The sequence below is a fragment of the Neptunomonas concharum genome (assembly GCF_008630635.1).
In the GTDB taxonomy this organism is placed as follows: domain Bacteria; phylum Pseudomonadota; class Gammaproteobacteria; order Pseudomonadales; family Balneatricaceae; genus Neptunomonas; species Neptunomonas concharum.
The window spans coordinates 2,521,277-2,538,284 of sequence record NZ_CP043869.1 but is presented as its reverse complement, the minus strand read 5'-3'; the positions used below and the strand labels follow the sequence as shown (position 1 = coordinate 2,538,284).

Here is a 17,008-nt window from a genome sequence, read left to right as displayed (position 1 = left end):
ATTACGAGAATGCACTTTAAATTATTGCTGGTGTTTGTCGAAGACAGTAAGACCGACGTCGTTATGAAAGCCGCAAGAGAAGCCGGTGCTACTGGTGCGACAATTATCAATAATGCGCGTGGGGAGGGCGTTACTAAAACAAAGACTTTTTTTGGTCTGTCTTTGGAAACACAACGTGATGTTTTGCTCTTTATTGTTGAAGAACACTTGAGCCGTAAAATTTTGGAGACCATCTCTTCTGTCGGCGGATTTGATGAAGCGCCGGGTCGGGGAATTGCGATTCAGGTTGATGTCGAGGATGCTGTGGGGGTCGCACACCAGATTGAGACGCTGACGAATGTGGTGGAGGGGGAGTTATGAGTGATCGACAGGTAGTACGTGTTAGGGATGTAATGACACAAGACTACGGCATGGTGGATGGGTTAACGACGATTCGAGATGCTTTAGATCAGTTCAAAGCCCGTGAAGCGTCTGTGTTAATCATCAATAAGCGTCATGAGGATGATGAGTTTGGCATTCTGTTGATATCGGATATCGCCAAAAAGGTTGTTGCCAAAGATAGAGCGCCTGAACGTGTTAATGTTTATGAAGTGATGGCTAAGCCAGTGATCTCTGTAGATCCGCAAATGGATGTGCGCTATTGCGCTCGTTTGTTTGAAAATTTCGGGCTATCGATGGCGCCAGTTATTAAGGGTGGTGAAATCTTGGGTGTGGTAAGTTATAACGAAATCGTACTGCAAGGGCTGGTTTAGACTGCTAATCCGAAAAGAGTGCTGAGTGGCCTTAAGCAACTCGGCACGGTTTCTTAATGCACAGTGTTTCGTAAGCAATTATCCAGTTCCAGAAACAGAGCTTCCAACTGTTGTGTATCTTGCGAGACCAATTTTAAAGCCTCTTCTGCCATTGAGAAGATGTCACTTTGATTGGGTAGTGGGTGGCCTTGATGAACCATCACCCCAAATCGAGGAATCATTATCCACTGAGCCCACTCTGCAAAAGTGAGTGTATCTACACAGAAAGGTTGCGTACTGGCTAATGCTTCTGGAGATGGAGGGGAGTCCTGCCAGAGGGCCTTACGCTTCAGCTCTTGAGTGATCTGATCAAGTATTACTAACAACTTTTGATGCTGATCGGTCATGATACGCTAGCCCTAGCGGCTTTCATCGTATCGGCGATCAAAAATGCAAGTTCTAGGGCTTGTTCGCCGTTTAGACGAGGGTCGCAGAACGTATCATATTGATCGGCAAGGCCTTCCTCTGTGATGCAGAATGCGCCGCCAATACACTCGGTTACATTGTGACCTGTCATCTCAAGATGGACGCCACCGGCATGGCTTCCTTCTGCGCGATGAACATCAAAGAAGCCTTTAATCTCGGCCAGAATCGCATCGACACTGCGGGTTTTGTAACCATTAGAGGCCGTGATAGTGTTACCGTGCATAGGGTCAGAACTCCAAACCACTTGCCGGCCCTCTTGCTGGACCAAGCGTACCAGAGGTGCGAGTTTTTCTGTGATTTGTTGAGCCCCCATGCGCGCAATCAGTGTAATTCGACCGGGCAGGTTTTCAGGGTTTAGTGTATCCAGCAGGCGAATTAAATCATCTTCCTGGGTTGTAGGCCCTATTTTAATGCCCAATGGATTTTTAATACCCCGTAAAAATTCCACATGCGCATGATCGGGTTGGCGCGTGCGGTCACCGATCCATAACATGTGAGCAGAGCAGTCATACCAGTCTTGTGTAATGCTGTCCTGACGAGTTAAGGCTTGCTCATAGCCCAACAACAATGCTTCATGGGACGTGTATACGGAGGTTTCTTTGATCTGTGGTGTATTATTAGCGGATATTCCACAGGCCTCCATAAAGGCCAGCGTCTGATCAATTTGATCCGCAAGGTGTTGATACTTTTCACCTAAGGGGCTTTTCTCAACGAAGCCTAAATTCCAGCGGTGGACTTGATGAAGATCGGCAAATCCGCCCTGTGCAAAAGCGCGCATTAAATTCAGCGTTGCAGCAGATTGATGATAAGCCTTTAGTAAACGCTCTGGGTCAGGTTGGCGGGCCGCTTCTGTGAATGCGATATCATTGACAATATCTCCACGATAACTAGGCAGTGATAGTCCATCTTTTGTCTCTACATCGGATGAACGGGGCTTTGCAAACTGTCCTGCCATACGGCCAACTTTAACAACAGGAAAACTACCTGCAAAGGTCATGACAATAGCCATCTGTAACAGTACTTTAAAGGTGTCACGGATTTTGTTTGCATTAAACTCAGCAAAGGTTTCGGCACAATCGCCGCCTTGTAGCAAAAACGCTTTCCCTTGTGCAACATCGCCAAGTTTCTGATGCAGTGCGCGAATCTCTCCGGCAAATACCAGTGGCGGTAGTTGGGTCAGTTGTTGCTCGACCTGCTGAACCTGCTGAGGATTTGTATAGGCAGGCTGTTGTACAATGGGATGGTTTCTCCAGCTACTCGGTGTCCAGATAGTCATGGTGGTCCGTCTTTAATTGGTGTTCGATAAATGAGCATGACAGTGTAAGGAATCACGATGAAGAAACAAGCGTTGTTTAATGAAAAAACTTATGGGTTGCCATAAATCACGCTACAGTCATTGTATTTTTATAAAAAGAGGTATGAGTTGATGTCAAAGCAGGACTACGAAAATGGGTTAAAGGTTCGTACAGAAGTAATGGGAGAAGCGTTTGTTCAGCGTGCTATGGATAATACGACGGAGTTTACGCAGCCGATGCAAGATTGGATTAATGAGAACGCATGGGGGTCGACGTGGCAGCGTGAAGGGCTTCCTAGAAGTACTCGCAGTTTAATTACCATTGCCATGTTAGCTGCGCTTAAAGCACCTACCGAGTTGAAAGGGCATGTGAGAGGGGCGCTAAGAAATGGTTGTACACCTGAAGAGATTCAGGAGGTGCTACTTCATTCTGTTGTATACTGTGGAGCCCCTGCCGCTCAAGAGGCATTTAGAGCTGCGAAAGAAGTATTAGACGAGTGGCAAGAGTAAGAAGCTGTTTTGCTAATGGTAGGCCTGGTAATTTATCAGGCCGATTTGATACCCGTAAGCGTGCTGAAGGATATTTCCTTGGCAGTATTAAGGAAGTCCATCATAAACTCCGCCTCTTTTTGATCTTCACGAATCGCTGCATATAACGTACACCAAACCCCTTTTTCACCCAAAGGGCGTGCAGCTACATAATCTCTTTGGAGGTATTCGTGAAGGGCCCAATTTGGTAAAGCAGCTACACCACGCCCACTAGCAACCAGCTGTAAAATCATTAAAGTGAGTTCAGCTGTGCGAATGGCATAGGGCTCGACATCTGCTGGTATTAAGAACTTTGTAAAAAGATCGAGCCTTTCCTGCTCAACAGGGTAGGTGATGACTGTTTCTTGAGCGAGATCTTCGGCATGAATAAATTTCTTAGCAATAAGGCGATGTCGCTTTCCAATAGCCAGCACGGACTCATAACTGAACAGAGGTATGTAAAAGATACCGTTTCTCTCTTCAGGATCCGATGTGATAACCAGATCAAGATCGCCCCGTGAAAGGGCGGGGAGAGGCTGAAACGTAAAACCGCTGGCCAGATCCATTTCCACTTCGGGCCAATGTTGTCTGAAGTGATCGATGGTAGGCATCAGCCAATCGAAGCAACTATGGCAATCTATGCTAATGTTAAGCCTACCGGCTTCTCCGCCTGCTAATCGCGCAATGTCTCTTTCGGTATTGCGAATCATGGGAAGCACTTCGTCTGCCAAGGTTAATAGCCGTTGGCCTGCAGAGGTAAAACAAATCGGTTTGGTTTTGCGAATAAACAGGGAGCAGTTGAGCCTGTCTTCAAGGTCTTTGATTTGATGGGATAGCGCTGATTGAGTCAAGTGTACCCGCTCGGCTGCTTCTACTAAGCTACCTGCGTCTCTTAATGCTGCTAGGGTTTTCAGATGCCTCAATTCAACCATGCTTGTATCCTGCGTCGGCCGACTAAAAAAGATCTATAAGACAGTGTAGCCGGAAAATGGTGTTTTCGGCTAATGCTTATCAAGCATTAGCCGAAGATCAGCTACTTTACGAGCAGAAACTCTAAGAGTGCTTTTTGTGCATGTAGGCGATTTTCTGCTTCATCAAACACCACAGAGCGTGGATCATCTAGCATATCGTCACTAACTTCCTCACCCCGGTGAGCAGGTAAGCAATGCATAAAGATAGCATCCGGTTCTGCTAAGTCCATCAATGCTGGGCTCACCTGAAAACCTGCAAAAAGCTTAAGGCGTTTTTCCTGTTCATCTTCTTGTCCCATGGATGCCCATACGTCGGTAACAACCAAGTTGGAACCTTTAACGGCTTCCTCAGGGGTGCGATAAACTGAAATACGCTCTTTGTTTTCATCGACCAGAGTCTGGTTAGGCTCAAAGCCCTCTGGGCAGGCGATGTTCAGGTGAAAATCCAGCAATGTAGCCGCATTAATGTAAGATTGGCACATGTTGTTCCCATCGCCAATCCACGTGACAGTTTTGCCTTTAATATCCCCACGATGCTCAAAAAAGCATTGCATATCAGCCAGTAACTGACAGGGATGATAGTCATCAGTCAGTGCGTTAATTACGGGGACTTTTGAATGAGCGGCAAAGGTTTCTACGGTTTGATGTTCGTATGTTCGAATCATAACCACATCTACCATGCTGGAAATAACTTTTGCTGCATCTTCTATTGGCTCACCGCGGCCTAATTGCGTATCACGGGAAGATAAAAACATCGCATGGCCACCAAGCTGAGCCATACCCGCTTCAAAGGATACGCGTGTTCGTGTGGAGGCTTTCTCAAAGATCATCGCCATAACCTTGTTGGTTAGTGGCTCGTAAACCTCACCCGCATTGCGTATTGCTTTTAGCTCAGATGCACGTTTAATTATTTGCTTAAACTCATCAGGCGTTACATCCTGAAGTGTTAAAAAATGTCTTGTAGTCATATACATCATGCCAGATAAAACTGGCTTTCCTTTATCATGCTGAAGCCATTAGCTTCTTGGCTTTGACCGCTCATCAGCGGCATAAATCTTAATGAGTTTGGACAGGGTGTTAACTAACAAATCAGCTTCTGTCTCTGTCATAATCAAAGGCGGAAGCAGTCTCACTACTTTTCCTCCCCCCGTTATGTTGAGTAGAATACCTTTTACTTTCGAAAGAACCGCTAACTCCGTGCCAGCTTCGGTTAGCTCGATCGCAATCATGAGCCCTTTGCCACGAATCTCTTTTACGTATTCCATTCCACCTAGTTGTGCTTCGAAGCCATCCAGCAGGCGTCTACCGATCATTTCTGCGTGGCCGCATAAATCGTTCTGCATGATGGTTTCAGTCACCGCCAGGCCAACAGCACATGCGAGAGGGGTTCCGCCAAAGGTTGAACCGTGATTTCCTTGTCCTAGTGTTGTAGCGGCACGCCCTTTTGCAAGGCAAGCTCCAATGGGGAAGCCGTTACCTAAGCCTTTGGCTGTAGTCACAACATCAGGTACGATGCAGGTGTGTTGGTAAGCGAAGTACCGTCCTGTTCTGCCATTGCCGGTTTGTACCTCATCTAACATGAGTAACCAATCGTTCTCATCACAGACTTGGCGCAGCTCGCTGAGGTATTCATCACTAGGTATCTGGATGCCGCTCTCGCCTTGGATGGGTTCGACAAGTATAGCAACCACTTCCTTGTTGTTTGCCGCAATGGACCGAATAGCGTCGGCGTCATTATAAGGTGCCCGAACAAAGCCACCGACCAAAGGCTCAAACCCTGCTTGGGCTGCACGGTTGCCGGTCGCGCTTAATGTTGCCATGGTGCGCCCATGAAAAGCACCTTCCATCACTACGATAGAGGGTTTTTCGATCCCTTTACTGTGGCCAAACTTGCGAGCAATTTTGATGGCTGCTTCATTAGCTTCTGCACCCGAGTTGCAGAAGAAAACACTATCCATACCTGAAATGCTGACTAACGTTTCCCCAAGTTGTTCCTGAAGGGGAATGGTGTATAAATTCGAGGTGTGGATTAATTTATTTGCTTGCTCAGTAATTGCACGAGTCACAGCAGGGTGAGAGTGGCCTAAACCGCATACCGCAATCCCAGAAAGCGCGTCCAAATACTTGTTACCATCGGTGTCATACAGCCAGACGCCCTCTCCTCGCTCAAAACTGACAGAGAGGCGATTATAGGTGTTCATTAAGGGCTGTGGTGCCATTTTATTTCTCCCTACAACGCAAAAAGGCAGCCTTGGCTGCCGTTTAAAGATCGACATTCTATTGATACTAGCCTTTTTTGGCAACTTTGCATGATGATTACCTTGAAACTGATGAAGGTAAACACCATAAATAGTCTCAGATGAAGAAAATGCTCCTAGTCATTAGCAATATTTTTGTCATTATGTCCGAGTATTTTAGTTGGGTATGTGGTAGCATTTTCTGAAAGTTTATCTTGTGAGTTGCATGACGTTAAAAGGGTCAGAAGATGAGTGTAGTAGATACAATTAAAGAACAGATCGAAAATAACTCTATCCTGCTGTATATGAAAGGCACACCACGTTTTCCACAGTGTGGCTTTTCAGCGCGTACGGTAGAAGCGCTAATGGCATGTGGCGAGCGGTTTGCTTTCGTAAATATTCTGGAAAATCAGGATATTCGTGCGGAGTTACCTAAATATGCTAATTGGCCGACGTTCCCTCAGTTATGGGTTAATGGCGAGTTAGTGGGCGGTTGCGATATCGTATGCGAAATGTCGGCCAGTGGTGAGCTAAAGCCGCTGATAAAAGCAGCGGCTGCGGCAGATGGTAATACAGATAGCGAATAATGAACTTTAGCTGGGGTAGTTTTCACCACAGTTATTTTAATGTGATAACCGGAAGATATCGGAGATAACAATGGGTGTATTAGTAGGTAAACAGGCTCCTGATTTTACAGCAGCGGCAGTACTGGGTAACGGTGAGATTGTTGATGCATTTAATCTGAGTGAAGCGATCAAAGGAAAGTATGGTCTGGTATTCTTCTATCCGCTGGACTTTACCTTTGTTTGCCCATCTGAGTTGATTGCATTGGATCACCGTATGGACGCTTTCACTGAGCGTGGTGTTGAGGTGATCGGTGTGTCTATCGACTCTCAATTTACACACAATGCTTGGCGTAACACACCCGTAAACGCCGGTGGTATCGGTCCTGTGAAATATACGCTGGTTGCTGATGTGAAGCACGAAATTTGCCAGGCGTATGATGTTGAGCATGATGCGGGTGTTGCTTTCCGTGGTGCGTTCCTTATTGATAAAGAAGGTAATGTACGTTCTCAAATCGTTAACGACCTGCCACTGGGTCGTAACATGGATGAGCTGATTCGTCTTTTTGACGCTCTGCAGTTCCACGAAGAGCACGGTGAAGTATGCCCAGCTGGCTGGAATAAAGGTGACAAAGGCATGAACGCAACAGCAGAAGGTGTTGCTAAGTACCTGTCAGAAGAGTCTGACAAGCTGTAAACCTTTATCGCTACTTAGAAAAACCGCATCTTGGATGCGGTTTTTTTTTGTTCAGCGTTGCTATTGTATTGTAGAGTAACTGTTGATAATAAATTAGCGATGTTTCGTTAAGCGCTTTTCGATGCGAACAGCTATAAACTATTTTTGGAGATCTGGGTAAATGAAACGTTTGGGGTTGGTTGGATGTTCAGTGGCTGCATTGGTGCTTTCCGGGTGTGCTCAGAAGCCGAGTCTGGAATGGCAGAATAGCCAGTATTCTGTATCCTCTGAAGGAGTCATTACTCCGTTTGAGAGTGTTTGTGATGCTGATGATGATCAAGATGGTGTTATGAATACTGCGGATATGTGTCCGTCAACACCCATAGGGGCGGTGGTTGATGGTGAAGGGTGTCCCGTGGTCGAGTCAATTTCATTAAACGGCGTGAATTTCGTCTACAAGTCAAGCGAGTTGACGGCAGAGGCTAAGTCTGTGCTTGATGAAGCGATTAAAGTATTGAAGACAGTCGATGATGCATTTGTTATTGAAGGGCATACTGATTCTATCGCATCTGACTCTTATAACCGTAAGCTATCGCAACAGAGAGCCGATTCGGTAAGGGCGTACTTGATGATGGGTGGTGTTGATTCCTCTCGCATGCAGTCCGTTGGTATGGGCGAGTCACAGCCTATTGCTAGCAATGAGACCGAGGAAGGGCGTCAAATGAATCGCCGAGTGGTTTTTAAGCTTAGCAAGTAGTGCTAGGGATAGCGTAAAGTGGGTGCAAACCCACTTCGCTTGTAGGATTAGTCGTGATCTTGCAGGGATAGAACCATTTCCCATCCGCCTAGATCTTTCCAGCGGTTAACAATACTGCAGAAGAGGTCTGCTGTTTTCTCGGTATCATATAGAGCTGAATGGGCTTTTTTTCCATCGAAGGGAATGCCTGCCACATCGCATGCTTTTGCTAACACTGTTTGTCCATAAGCAAGTCCGGCTAGTGTTGCTGTATCGAAGGAGGAGAAGGGGTGGAAAGGGTTTCTTTTGATATCGACACGGTTGGCTGCTGCGTTAACGAAACCATGATCAAAAGATGCATTGTGACCCACTAAGATTGCGCGTTTACATCCATGTGCTTTCACTGCTTTGCGTATAGGCTTGAAAATTTTTTCGAGGGCTTCACTTTCGGGAATCGACTCTCGGTTGGGGTCAAAAGGATCAATGCCGGTAAATTCAAGTGCAGAACGCTCTAAATTAGCGCCTTCAAAGGGCTCCACTTCGGCCATAACGCTCTGGTCTGGGATGAGATAACCTTGCTCATCCATTGTTAAAGTAACAGCAGCTATCTCGAGTAGCGCATCCGTACGAGCATTAAACCCAGCGGTTTCAACATCGATAACAACAGGCAGATAACCTCGAAAACGTTCGGCCATAAGTTGGGCAATGGTGTTATTACTCAAAAGGTATCCTTAATCTTTGTCCACTTGTATAGTTAATCTATATAACGCTGAAGTGGGTTTTTATTCTAGCGCTGCAGTTTTTGCGCTGGTGTTTGGCTGCATTCTAACAGCCTGTAGCTAGATAGACCAAGCAGAACGCTTTTGGTTAAAATTTTTATTCATGAGCCGATAATTGAATGCGTATCTTTTTATTGTGGGAATGCTAGGTTTGATTATTTTTAAACGCAGTCTTTGTGTCCTCTTGCTTTCTCTACTGGCGCAAGGTGTTGGTGCTGTTACCTTTGTAGCGGACATCGATCAGTCAAAATGGGCGGTAGAAGCCTCCCGTTTTAGTTGTCGGTTGCAGCAGGAGATTCCATCCTTTGGTGTGGCGAGTTTCTTTCATGAAGCTGGAGAACGAGCGGTTTTCCACCTAAAACCGACCCAGAGTAATGGTTTGTCGGGTAACGTCAGGCTGGTTGCGGAGGCTTCACCATGGCAGCCAGGTACAGCACCCAAGGTAATAGGCAATATAGCGCTAAAACCCAATGATAAACAGATCGCTGTTGCTGCTGATGAAACTGGTGAAATGCTCGTCTCTCTATATCGCGGGATGTCGCCCACTTTTACGATTACCCAGTGGTTAGGTTCTGCAGAAACAGTACGAGTCGCATTATCAGCTGCAAACTTTCAGCGCTCGTATGATGAGTTTATGGCCTGCGTAGAGGAGTTGTTGCCGGTCAACTATCGACAGGTCGCGAGAACGGCGGTTCTATTTCCACCTGCCCAGTGGCGGCTATCGGACTCCACAAAAGAGCGGCTTGAGCTTATCGCGCTCTACATGAAAACTGATCCTCAGGTGAAGTCTGTTTATGTCGATGGTCATTCTGATAATGCGGGACGACGTTTGTTAAATCGTGATCTCTCCAAGCAGCGTGCTGAAGAGGTGACCCGTTTTCTGATAGCCCAAGGAATTGATGAAAAAGCCATAACCACTCGCTATCATGGAGAACGCTATCCTGTGGTTGCAAATAACAGCGCTGCTAATCGTGCTAGAAACAGACGTGTTACGATTCGATTGAGTCGCGACTGATGGCGGTATTTCTTAGCCGGATTAACTGATATAATTCGCGCTCTCAAAAACGTATTCTGTGTGGCTGTACTTTAATTCATGTGCCAGCCGCGCTTTCTGTGGAGCTGACAGATGTCCGAAATTAAAAAGGTAGTACTGGCTTATTCTGGTGGACTGGATACATCAGTTATTGTCCGCTGGCTTCAGGAAACCTATAACTGTGAAGTCGTAACATTTACCGCTGATTTAGGTCAGGGTGAAGAAGTGGAGCCTGCTCGTGCTAAGGCGCAGGCATTAGGTGTCAAAGAGATTTACATCGAAGATTTGCGCGAAGAGTTCGTGCGTGACTTTGTTTTCCCAATGTTCCGCGCCAATACGATTTATGAAGGTGAGTACCTGCTGGGTACCTCCATTGCGCGCCCTCTAATCGCCAAGCGCTTGATCGAAATCGCGAATGAAACCGGTGCTGATGCAATTTCCCATGGTGCTACAGGTAAAGGTAACGACCAAGTACGCTTCGAGTTGGGTGCATATGCACTGAAGCCAGGTGTTCATGTGATTGCTCCATGGCGTGAGTGGAATTTGACTTCACGTGAAACCCTCATGAAGTATTGTGAAGAGCACAATATTCCTGTGGACTTCTCCAATGCTAAAAAGAAATCACCTTACTCAATGGATGCTAATTTACTGCATATCTCCTATGAGGGTGACATCCTAGAAGATCCGTGGGCCGAAGCGGAAGCGGATATGTGGCGTTGGTCTGTATCGCCTGAAGAGGCGCCTGATGAAGCGACTTACATTGAGCTGACCTATGAAAAGGGTGACATTGTTGCGATCAATGGCCAAGCGATGTCTCCTGCTACCGTGCTGGAGTACCTAAACAAGGTCGGTGGTGAAAATGGCATTGGCCGTTTAGATATTGTGGAAAACCGCTTTGTTGGTATGAAGTCTCGTGGTTGTTATGAAACACCAGGCGGAACCATCATGCTGCGTGCACACCGTGCTATTGAATCAATTACGCTTGATCGTGAAGCAGCTCATTTGAAAGATGAATTAATGCCACGTTACGCGAAAGTTATCTATAACGGCTTCTGGTGGTCTGAAGAGCGTAAGATGCTACAAAAAATGATTGATGAATCCCAGCGCTATGTTAACGGTGATGTTCGCTTGAAATTGTATAAAGGTAATGTGATTGTTGTTGGGCGTCGCTCAAAAGACACCTTATTTGATGAAAATATTGCGACCTTTGAAGATGATGCAGGTTCATACGATCAAAAAGACGCCGCAGGTTTTATCAAACTGAATGCACTGCGTATGCGTATTGCCGCAGGAAAAGGGCGTGACCTGTCTTAATCGTCGTACTTCGCTGTAAGAAAAACCCGCTTCTTAGCGGGTTTTTTTGTATTTAAGATGTTTTTCTAATAGTCTGATTTATATTGGATTCTGATGGGTAAGATGCGAGAGCATGACGACTAGCCGTTTTGGACAATCTGTTCTGATCGTAGACTGTAAGCTGGATGAGATGTCACGGCTCAGGGATATCGTTACGGGTCTGGCTTTTACAAATATTGATGTTGCGTCTTCAGCGAATATGGGGGTGAGTTATCTTCGCGAACAACAATATGACCTCGTGCTTATCGCTTATGATTTAGGTAAGAACGAAAAAAATGGCCTTCAGGTTATTCAAGAAGCTTTTGCGGAAAAGCTGCATCTTTTTCAGACTCTGTTTCTCTTAATCATTGATCCTGATGCTTCTACACTCTTGGTTGGATCACTTGAAAGTGCGCCTGATGCCTATATAGTGCGCCCCTATGATCGGGCAAAGATACAGTCACAACTCGAGAAATTGATACGCGTGAAAAAAGCGGTCGCTTGTGTTGAGGATTGTATGGATAAGGGGGATTGGCAGCGTGGTTTACTTTACTGTGAAAAATTGATCAGTGTTTATCCTGGTTTGAAGGTTTATCTAGAACGATTACAAGGTATTTGCTTATTAGAATCGAAAGAGTATGAGAAGGCTGAAGCTCTTTTTTCTCGATTATCAGAAACCAAAAAGCAAACGTGGTCTCTGGTAGGAAAGGGTATGTCCTGCTATTACCTCGGGCGTTATTCTGCATCTATTGAGGTCCTGCAAAAAGTGGTCGATCAACAGCACATATCTGTTGAAGCTTTTTCTTGGCTGGCTAGAAGTATGTATGTCATCGGAGAGTTGCAGCAAGCGGTTCTTCTGATGAGAAAGGCTGTGATGCTGCAGCCCACCGTCCCTCAATTACAATCTGAACTCGGAAACTTAGCTGCTTTTTCTGGAGAATGGACGCTTGCTGTGGATGCGTTTCGTGCAGCGGTTCGATATTCTCGATACTCCGTTTTTCAAGAGCCTGATCATTACTTTGCTCTGGTGCGAAGTATGATTGCATTACATGCGATTAAACCTATGAATGTTGCCGAGCTGGAGATGGAGTGCGTCAGGCTGATGGAGGATGTGAGTCGAGATACTATGGATGATCACTCGGTCAGGTGTCGTTCTCATATCATCTTGGCTGAATTGCGTGATGCGCTGGGTAATAGCATGATGGCTGAAGGTGAGCTGGATCTTGCGCTAACCCAGTTTAGGGAGCTGTCGGTTGATCAGCAGTGGCGCTGGATTGATTGGATGCAGGACGCTTCAGAGGGCAAACGGCAGGCAGAAGAAGTTAGGAAAATAAAGAATGCGTTAATTCAGTCCACCGATGCCAGTGAGTGGGTTGCGCTCATGATACAAGGACTGCAGTTATATAGAAAAAAGATGTTATCAAAATCATTCTCACTCTTTAGGCGTGCAATTGAGTCGGGGGCGGCTTGTCCTTCATTGGTACTAAATACCGCTCAAGTCGCAGTTGAGATGAAGGCGACAAAGGATAGTGGGCTGAGTGAAGCACAGTGGCATCTCTGCTTAAGAGACTTAAACGGTTTAAACTTCGGGGGTCTGGCAGTTAAGCAACAGACCCGTTATCAAAAGATCATGAAGCGGTTTATCGAACTACAGGTTTGAATAAGGCTTAAATTAATGTGCTGTCGTCCGCTAAGAAAGAGCTGTCTGATAGCGATGGTTCTGTATCATCTTCCTCTTCGCCAGCAATCAGTTTTCGTGCAAGTTTCCGAGTAAGAAGTTTACGTTGGGCGACATCAGGTAGGTCGGTAAAAATAATCAGATTTCTTGAGACCAAGAGTTCAATCAAGTCTTCGACAATCCTTGCGATGGCAATGTCGGATTGATCTAGGTAAGTATCCGGTGAAAAACTATCATCTTTGAAAGAGAGGAACGAGCGAACATCCGGGTGTGATAAGTCTACCGCTTCGGCGCCCTCTTGAAAGGTTTCCGATAAGCTGGTGATTTTTCCTTGTTCATTTCGAATGGCATATAACATAAAGCACTCGTCTTATAGTTAATTTATTTTATGCTAGTATGGAGTCCCTTTTAGAGGCTGGTCAAGAAAATGGAAGAAATTCAAGATCCTTTACTCAGTTGCTTAGTTTATTTGACCCAACAGAACCATCATCCTATGTCAGCCGAAGTACTGCGGGATGGTTTACCATTGGTCGATCATAAATTAACGCCTGCGCTGTTTATTCGCGCAGCTAAACGGGCGGGCTTTTCGGCGAAGCTGATGGAGCGAAAGCTGGAAACTATATCCCCATTGACCTTGCCTGCTGTGTTGCTTTTGGAAAATGACCAAGCTTGCATTTTGCAAGAGATTGATATGGAGAGCAGGGAGGCAGTGATTTTACAGCCGGAAAGTGGTGGAGCTCACCGTTTGCCGTTGGATCAGCTTGCAGATAGTTATTCTGGTTATGCTTTATTTGTGCGTTTGGAATATCGGTTTACTGAACGCGTGTCGAGAATATTGGACCAACAGGAAGGGCATTGGTTTTGGGGAACCGTTTGGCGATCAGCTAAAATCTATCGTGATGTATTAGTGGCCTCTTTTCTGATAAACCTCTTTGTGTTGGCAAACCCTTTGTTTGTCATGAATGTCTATGATCGGGTAGTACCGAACAGTGCTATTGAAACGCTCTGGGTGCTAGCGATTGGTGTGTTTGTCGTCTATCTGTTTGACTTTGGGTTAAAGATGCTCAGGGCCTATTTCATTGAAATAGCAGGTAAGAAAACAGACATTATCTTGTCTTCCATGCTGTTTGAAAAGGTGATGGCGCTCCAGTACGGTGCTATGCCTAAGTCGGTTGGTGTATTTGCAAACAATCTTAGAGAGTTTGAAAGTATTCGCTCCTTTTTAAGCTCGACAACCAATACAGTATTGATTGATATCCCTTTTGCGATCATCTTTTTATTAGTGATAGGGATGATCGGCGGGCCTTTAGTACTTGTGCCGCTGGCAGGTATACCGCTTATTCTTATCTATTCCTTGATTGTAACCCGTAAGCTTAAGGCTGCTGTTGAAAAAACCTTTGCTTCGTCTGCGCAAAAAAATGCGACGTTGATTGAGTCCCTGACGGCGATGGAAACAGTGAAGACGCAGCGGGCGGCTTCCTCTTTGCAGCTTCGTTGGGAACAAGCAGTAGGGTATATAGCTAAATGGGGCCTGCATGCAAAGATGCTATCCTCTTCTGTTGTGAATTTTGCAGGCTTTGTTACGCAGATGGCTTCTGTCTGTTTAATTATCGCCGGTGTTTACCTTATTTCTGAGCGCGAGCTATCTATGGGGGCCTTAATTGCCTGCGTTATGTTGTCTGGGCGCGTTCTGCAACCAATGGCGCAAGTGGCATCTTTGGTTACCAGTTATCATCAGTCACGCACCGCGTTAGAGACACTCAATCAAATCATGGCACTGCCGGATGAGCGGGATGCAGGAAGACAATTTGTGCATCGTCCGGAGTTAAAGGGGCAGGTGGAGTTTAAAGATGTCCATTTTAAATACCCAGGCACTGAGCAAGTTTCATTAGAGAAAATTTCTTTCAAGTTGAAGGCGGGTGATCGAGTGGCGCTGATTGGGCGAATTGGATCAGGTAAGTCAACAATTGAGAAGCTATTGATGGGACTTTACAAACCGGATCAGGGTACGATTCGGCTGGATGGTATAGATCTTAATCAAATAGACCCTGTCGATTTGAGGCGAAACATCGGATATGTGCCTCAAGATATTCTTCTGTTTGATGGCAGTGTGCGGGATAACATTGTGATGGGATCTCCTGAGGTGAATGATGCTACCTTGCTGGAAGCTGCGACATTGGCCGGGGTAGATCAGTTTGTCAACCGCCATGCAATGGGGTTCGATCTTGAGGTAGGTGAGCGTGGATCAGCCTTGTCTGGTGGTCAGCGTCAAGCTGTGGCTATTGCCAGAGCTTTGATTCATAAACCCAATATATTGATTCTCGATGAGCCAACAAATTCTATGGATAACACATCCGAAGACTTTATACGCCAGCGGTTACAGGAGTATTCGCATGACAAGACGCTGGTGTTGGTGACTCACAAAATGTCTCTCCTATCAATGGTTGATAGAATTATCGTGGTTGATAATGGTTTGATTGTTGCTGATGGGCCTAAAGCTGTCGTTCTGGATGCACTTAAACAAGGTCGACTCCACATTCAGCGTTAAGGGAAGCAAATGAATAAGAAAACATCTAAAGATGATTTAGTCTTTATGTCGAGTGTGAGCGAAGCTGTCTTAGAGCAAACGCCTAAGGGAGCGCAGCTTCTGTTATGGTGTGTGGCACTGTTTTTTACGATCGCTCTTGTTTGGGCAAATTGGGCAACCCTGGATGAAATTAGCCGCGGTGAAGGGGAAATTATTCCCTCTAAGCAGTTGCAGGTTGTTCAAAACTTAGAGGGTGGCATCATTTCGGAGATATTGGTTTCAGAGGGTGAGCTTGTCGAGAAAGGGCAGGTGCTCATGCGTATTGATGACACTCGGTTTGCAAGCTCCTTTAAAGAAAATAAAGTTCGCGAGATGGAGTTGCTAGCAAAAGCAGCGCGTCTTAAGGCAGAAGCAAGTGGGGAACCTTTTAAGGCACCTGAGAATTTCCCTGAAACCTTCCTTAATCTGATCGAGCAAGAGCAAACGCTTTATCAAGCCCGTAAGAACGAGCTAACTGCAAATCTGGCCGTGCTGGGACAGCAAGTTGAGCAAAAACGCCAGGAGCTTTTACAAGCTGAGTCTAAAAAAACACAGACTTCAAGAAGCTACAGCTTGCTGCGTCAGGAGATGAGGATAACTGAACCTTTGGTAGCGGAGGGGGTAATATCAGAGGTAGAGTTCCTCCGTCTTAAACGACAAGTAAATGACTTAGCGGGCGAGTTGGATGGTATTCGTTTAAGTATTCCCCGCATACAGTCGTCACTCAATGAGACACAGAAAAAACTTGATGAAGCTGAATTACAGTTTATCAGTATGGCGCGGGCTGAGTTAAATGAAACCTTATCTGAGGCGGCGCGTTTGAAAGAAGCTTTAGGTGGAATGCAAGACCGTATAACACGAACAGAAGTTCGAGCTCCGGTTAAAGGAACTATTAAGCAAATTCTTATTAATACCGTTGAAGGTGTTATTCAGCCTGGCGATACACTTCTAAATATTATTCCATGGGAGGATACTTTATTAGTTGAAGCTAAAATAAGGCCTTCTGATATTGCCCAAGTTAATAAAGGGCAAAAAGCTATAATAAAAGTTTCAGCTTATGATTTTAGTATTTACGGTGGAGTTGGTGCTGAAGTCTTTTTTATATCTCCTAGTACCGTCTTGAACGAAGAGGGCGACCCCTTTTATATTGTGCGCCTCAAAACCGATAAGCCCTATGTTGGGCAGGAAAATGAGAAACTACCTTTAATTACGGGTATGACCGTATCGGTGGATATATTAACAGGCGAGAAAACAGTCATGGACTACATATTAAAGCCAATTCTTAAAGCAAAAAGTAGGGCATTAACTGAACGTTAATGCCTCTTTAGTAGAATCGTAGAAAAGATCCTTCAATAATCTGAGCAGTGACTCATTTATGAACTATGCTTTTTAGATGGT

Annotated in this window: 18 protein-coding genes; 11 read left to right on the top strand and 7 right to left on the bottom strand. The window is 45.6% G+C overall.

The features are described from left to right. Positions 1–9: 9 nt before the first annotated feature. Positions 10–360 carry a P-II family nitrogen regulator gene (locus tag F0U83_RS11960; protein ID WP_138986988.1) on the top strand — a complete coding sequence of 117 codons (351 nt, stop codon included), beginning with the start codon at positions 10–12 and terminating at the stop codon, positions 358–360. After that, positions 357–752: a CBS domain-containing protein gene (locus F0U83_RS11955; RefSeq protein WP_138986989.1), complete on the top strand. Its 396-nt coding sequence runs from the start codon at positions 357–359 to the stop codon at positions 750–752. Before F0U83_RS11960 ends, F0U83_RS11955 begins: the two co-directional genes overlap by 4 nt. Before the next feature lie 53 nt (positions 753–805). Here F0U83_RS11955 and F0U83_RS11950 read toward each other — a convergent pair whose 3' ends face one another. Further along, complete coding sequence (locus F0U83_RS11950; protein WP_138986990.1) at positions 806–1,138, bottom strand: YqcC family protein; 333 nt, start codon at positions 1,136–1,138, stop codon at positions 806–808. Beyond that, positions 1,135–2,493: a class II 3-deoxy-7-phosphoheptulonate synthase gene (locus F0U83_RS11945; protein ID WP_138986991.1), complete on the bottom strand. Its 1,359-nt coding sequence runs from the start codon at positions 2,491–2,493 to the stop codon at positions 1,135–1,137. The genes F0U83_RS11950 and F0U83_RS11945 overlap by 4 nt, the downstream gene beginning before the upstream one ends. Positions 2,494–2,643: 150 nt before the next feature. Here F0U83_RS11945 and F0U83_RS11940 point away from each other — a divergent pair, with 150 nt between their 5' ends. Then, entirely contained in the window at positions 2,644–3,021 is a 378-nt protein-coding gene (locus F0U83_RS11940; protein WP_138986992.1) for a carboxymuconolactone decarboxylase family protein, read from the top strand. Between the two features lie 35 nt (positions 3,022–3,056). On the opposite strand, the gene F0U83_RS11935 is transcribed toward F0U83_RS11940, so the two are convergent. From F0U83_RS11935 to F0U83_RS11925, 3 genes are all read right to left on the bottom strand, one after another. Further along, positions 3,057–3,971, bottom strand: coding sequence for a LysR family transcriptional regulator (locus tag F0U83_RS11935; protein WP_138986993.1), 915 nt, complete (start codon positions 3,969–3,971; stop codon positions 3,057–3,059). Positions 3,972–4,072: 101 nt separating this feature from the next. Then, the gene (argF, locus tag F0U83_RS11930; protein WP_138986994.1) at positions 4,073–4,978 is read right to left on the bottom strand and encodes an ornithine carbamoyltransferase; all 906 of its coding nucleotides are present in this window, start codon (positions 4,976–4,978) and stop codon (positions 4,073–4,075) included. 48 nt (positions 4,979–5,026) lie between these two features. After that, positions 5,027–6,229 (bottom strand): aspartate aminotransferase family protein, encoded by a 1,203-nt coding sequence (locus F0U83_RS11925; protein ID WP_138986995.1) that lies wholly within the window; start codon positions 6,227–6,229, stop codon positions 5,027–5,029. Between the two features lie 266 nt (positions 6,230–6,495). Between F0U83_RS11925 and grxD the strand changes: the two genes are divergently transcribed. From grxD to F0U83_RS11910, 3 genes are all read left to right on the top strand, one after another. Continuing rightward, on the top strand, positions 6,496–6,834 hold the full coding sequence (gene grxD / locus F0U83_RS11920; protein ID WP_138986996.1) for a Grx4 family monothiol glutaredoxin: 339 nt from the start codon (positions 6,496–6,498) through the stop codon (positions 6,832–6,834). Positions 6,835–6,904: 70 nt separating this feature from the next. Then, on the top strand, positions 6,905–7,507 hold the full coding sequence (locus F0U83_RS11915; protein WP_138986997.1) for a peroxiredoxin: 603 nt from the start codon (positions 6,905–6,907) through the stop codon (positions 7,505–7,507). Between the two features lie 160 nt (positions 7,508–7,667). Next, positions 7,668–8,243, top strand: a complete 576-nt coding sequence (locus tag F0U83_RS11910) for an OmpA family protein (protein ID WP_138986998.1) — start codon at positions 7,668–7,670, stop codon at positions 8,241–8,243. Between the two features lie 47 nt (positions 8,244–8,290). On the opposite strand, the gene rnt is transcribed toward F0U83_RS11910, so the two are convergent. Beyond that, the gene (gene rnt / locus F0U83_RS11905) at positions 8,291–8,917 is read right to left on the bottom strand and encodes a ribonuclease T (RefSeq protein ID WP_211343646.1); all 627 of its coding nucleotides are present in this window, start codon (positions 8,915–8,917) and stop codon (positions 8,291–8,293) included. Between the two features lie 199 nt (positions 8,918–9,116). Between rnt and F0U83_RS11900 the strand changes: the two genes are divergently transcribed. The 3 genes from F0U83_RS11900 to F0U83_RS11890 all read left to right on the top strand — a co-directional run bounded on the left by F0U83_RS11900 (position 9,117) and on the right by F0U83_RS11890 (position 13,026). Beyond that, positions 9,117–10,016 carry a flagellar protein MotY gene (locus F0U83_RS11900; RefSeq protein WP_249042188.1) on the top strand — a complete coding sequence of 300 codons (900 nt, stop codon included), beginning with the start codon at positions 9,117–9,119 and terminating at the stop codon, positions 10,014–10,016. Positions 10,017–10,127: 111 nt separating this feature from the next. Beyond that, positions 10,128–11,348 carry an argininosuccinate synthase gene (locus tag F0U83_RS11895; protein ID WP_138987000.1) on the top strand — a complete coding sequence of 407 codons (1,221 nt, stop codon included), beginning with the start codon at positions 10,128–10,130 and terminating at the stop codon, positions 11,346–11,348. 112 nt (positions 11,349–11,460) lie between these two features. Beyond that, the gene (locus tag F0U83_RS11890) at positions 11,461–13,026 is read left to right on the top strand and encodes a hypothetical protein (RefSeq protein ID WP_138987001.1); all 1,566 of its coding nucleotides are present in this window, start codon (positions 11,461–11,463) and stop codon (positions 13,024–13,026) included. 7 nt (positions 13,027–13,033) lie between these two features. Here F0U83_RS11890 and F0U83_RS11885 read toward each other — a convergent pair whose 3' ends face one another. Beyond that, positions 13,034–13,402, bottom strand: coding sequence for a hypothetical protein (locus tag F0U83_RS11885; RefSeq protein ID WP_138987002.1), 369 nt, complete (start codon positions 13,400–13,402; stop codon positions 13,034–13,036). Positions 13,403–13,471: 69 nt separating this feature from the next. Here F0U83_RS11885 and F0U83_RS11880 point away from each other — a divergent pair, with 69 nt between their 5' ends. Next, entirely contained in the window at positions 13,472–15,592 is a 2,121-nt protein-coding gene (locus F0U83_RS11880; protein WP_211343640.1) for a type I secretion system permease/ATPase, read from the top strand. Between the two features lie 9 nt (positions 15,593–15,601). Beyond that, a complete protein-coding gene (locus F0U83_RS11875; protein WP_138987004.1) occupies positions 15,602–16,927 on the top strand; it encodes an HlyD family type I secretion periplasmic adaptor subunit in 1,326 nt (441 codons plus the stop codon). Positions 16,928–17,008: the final 81 nt, after the last annotated feature.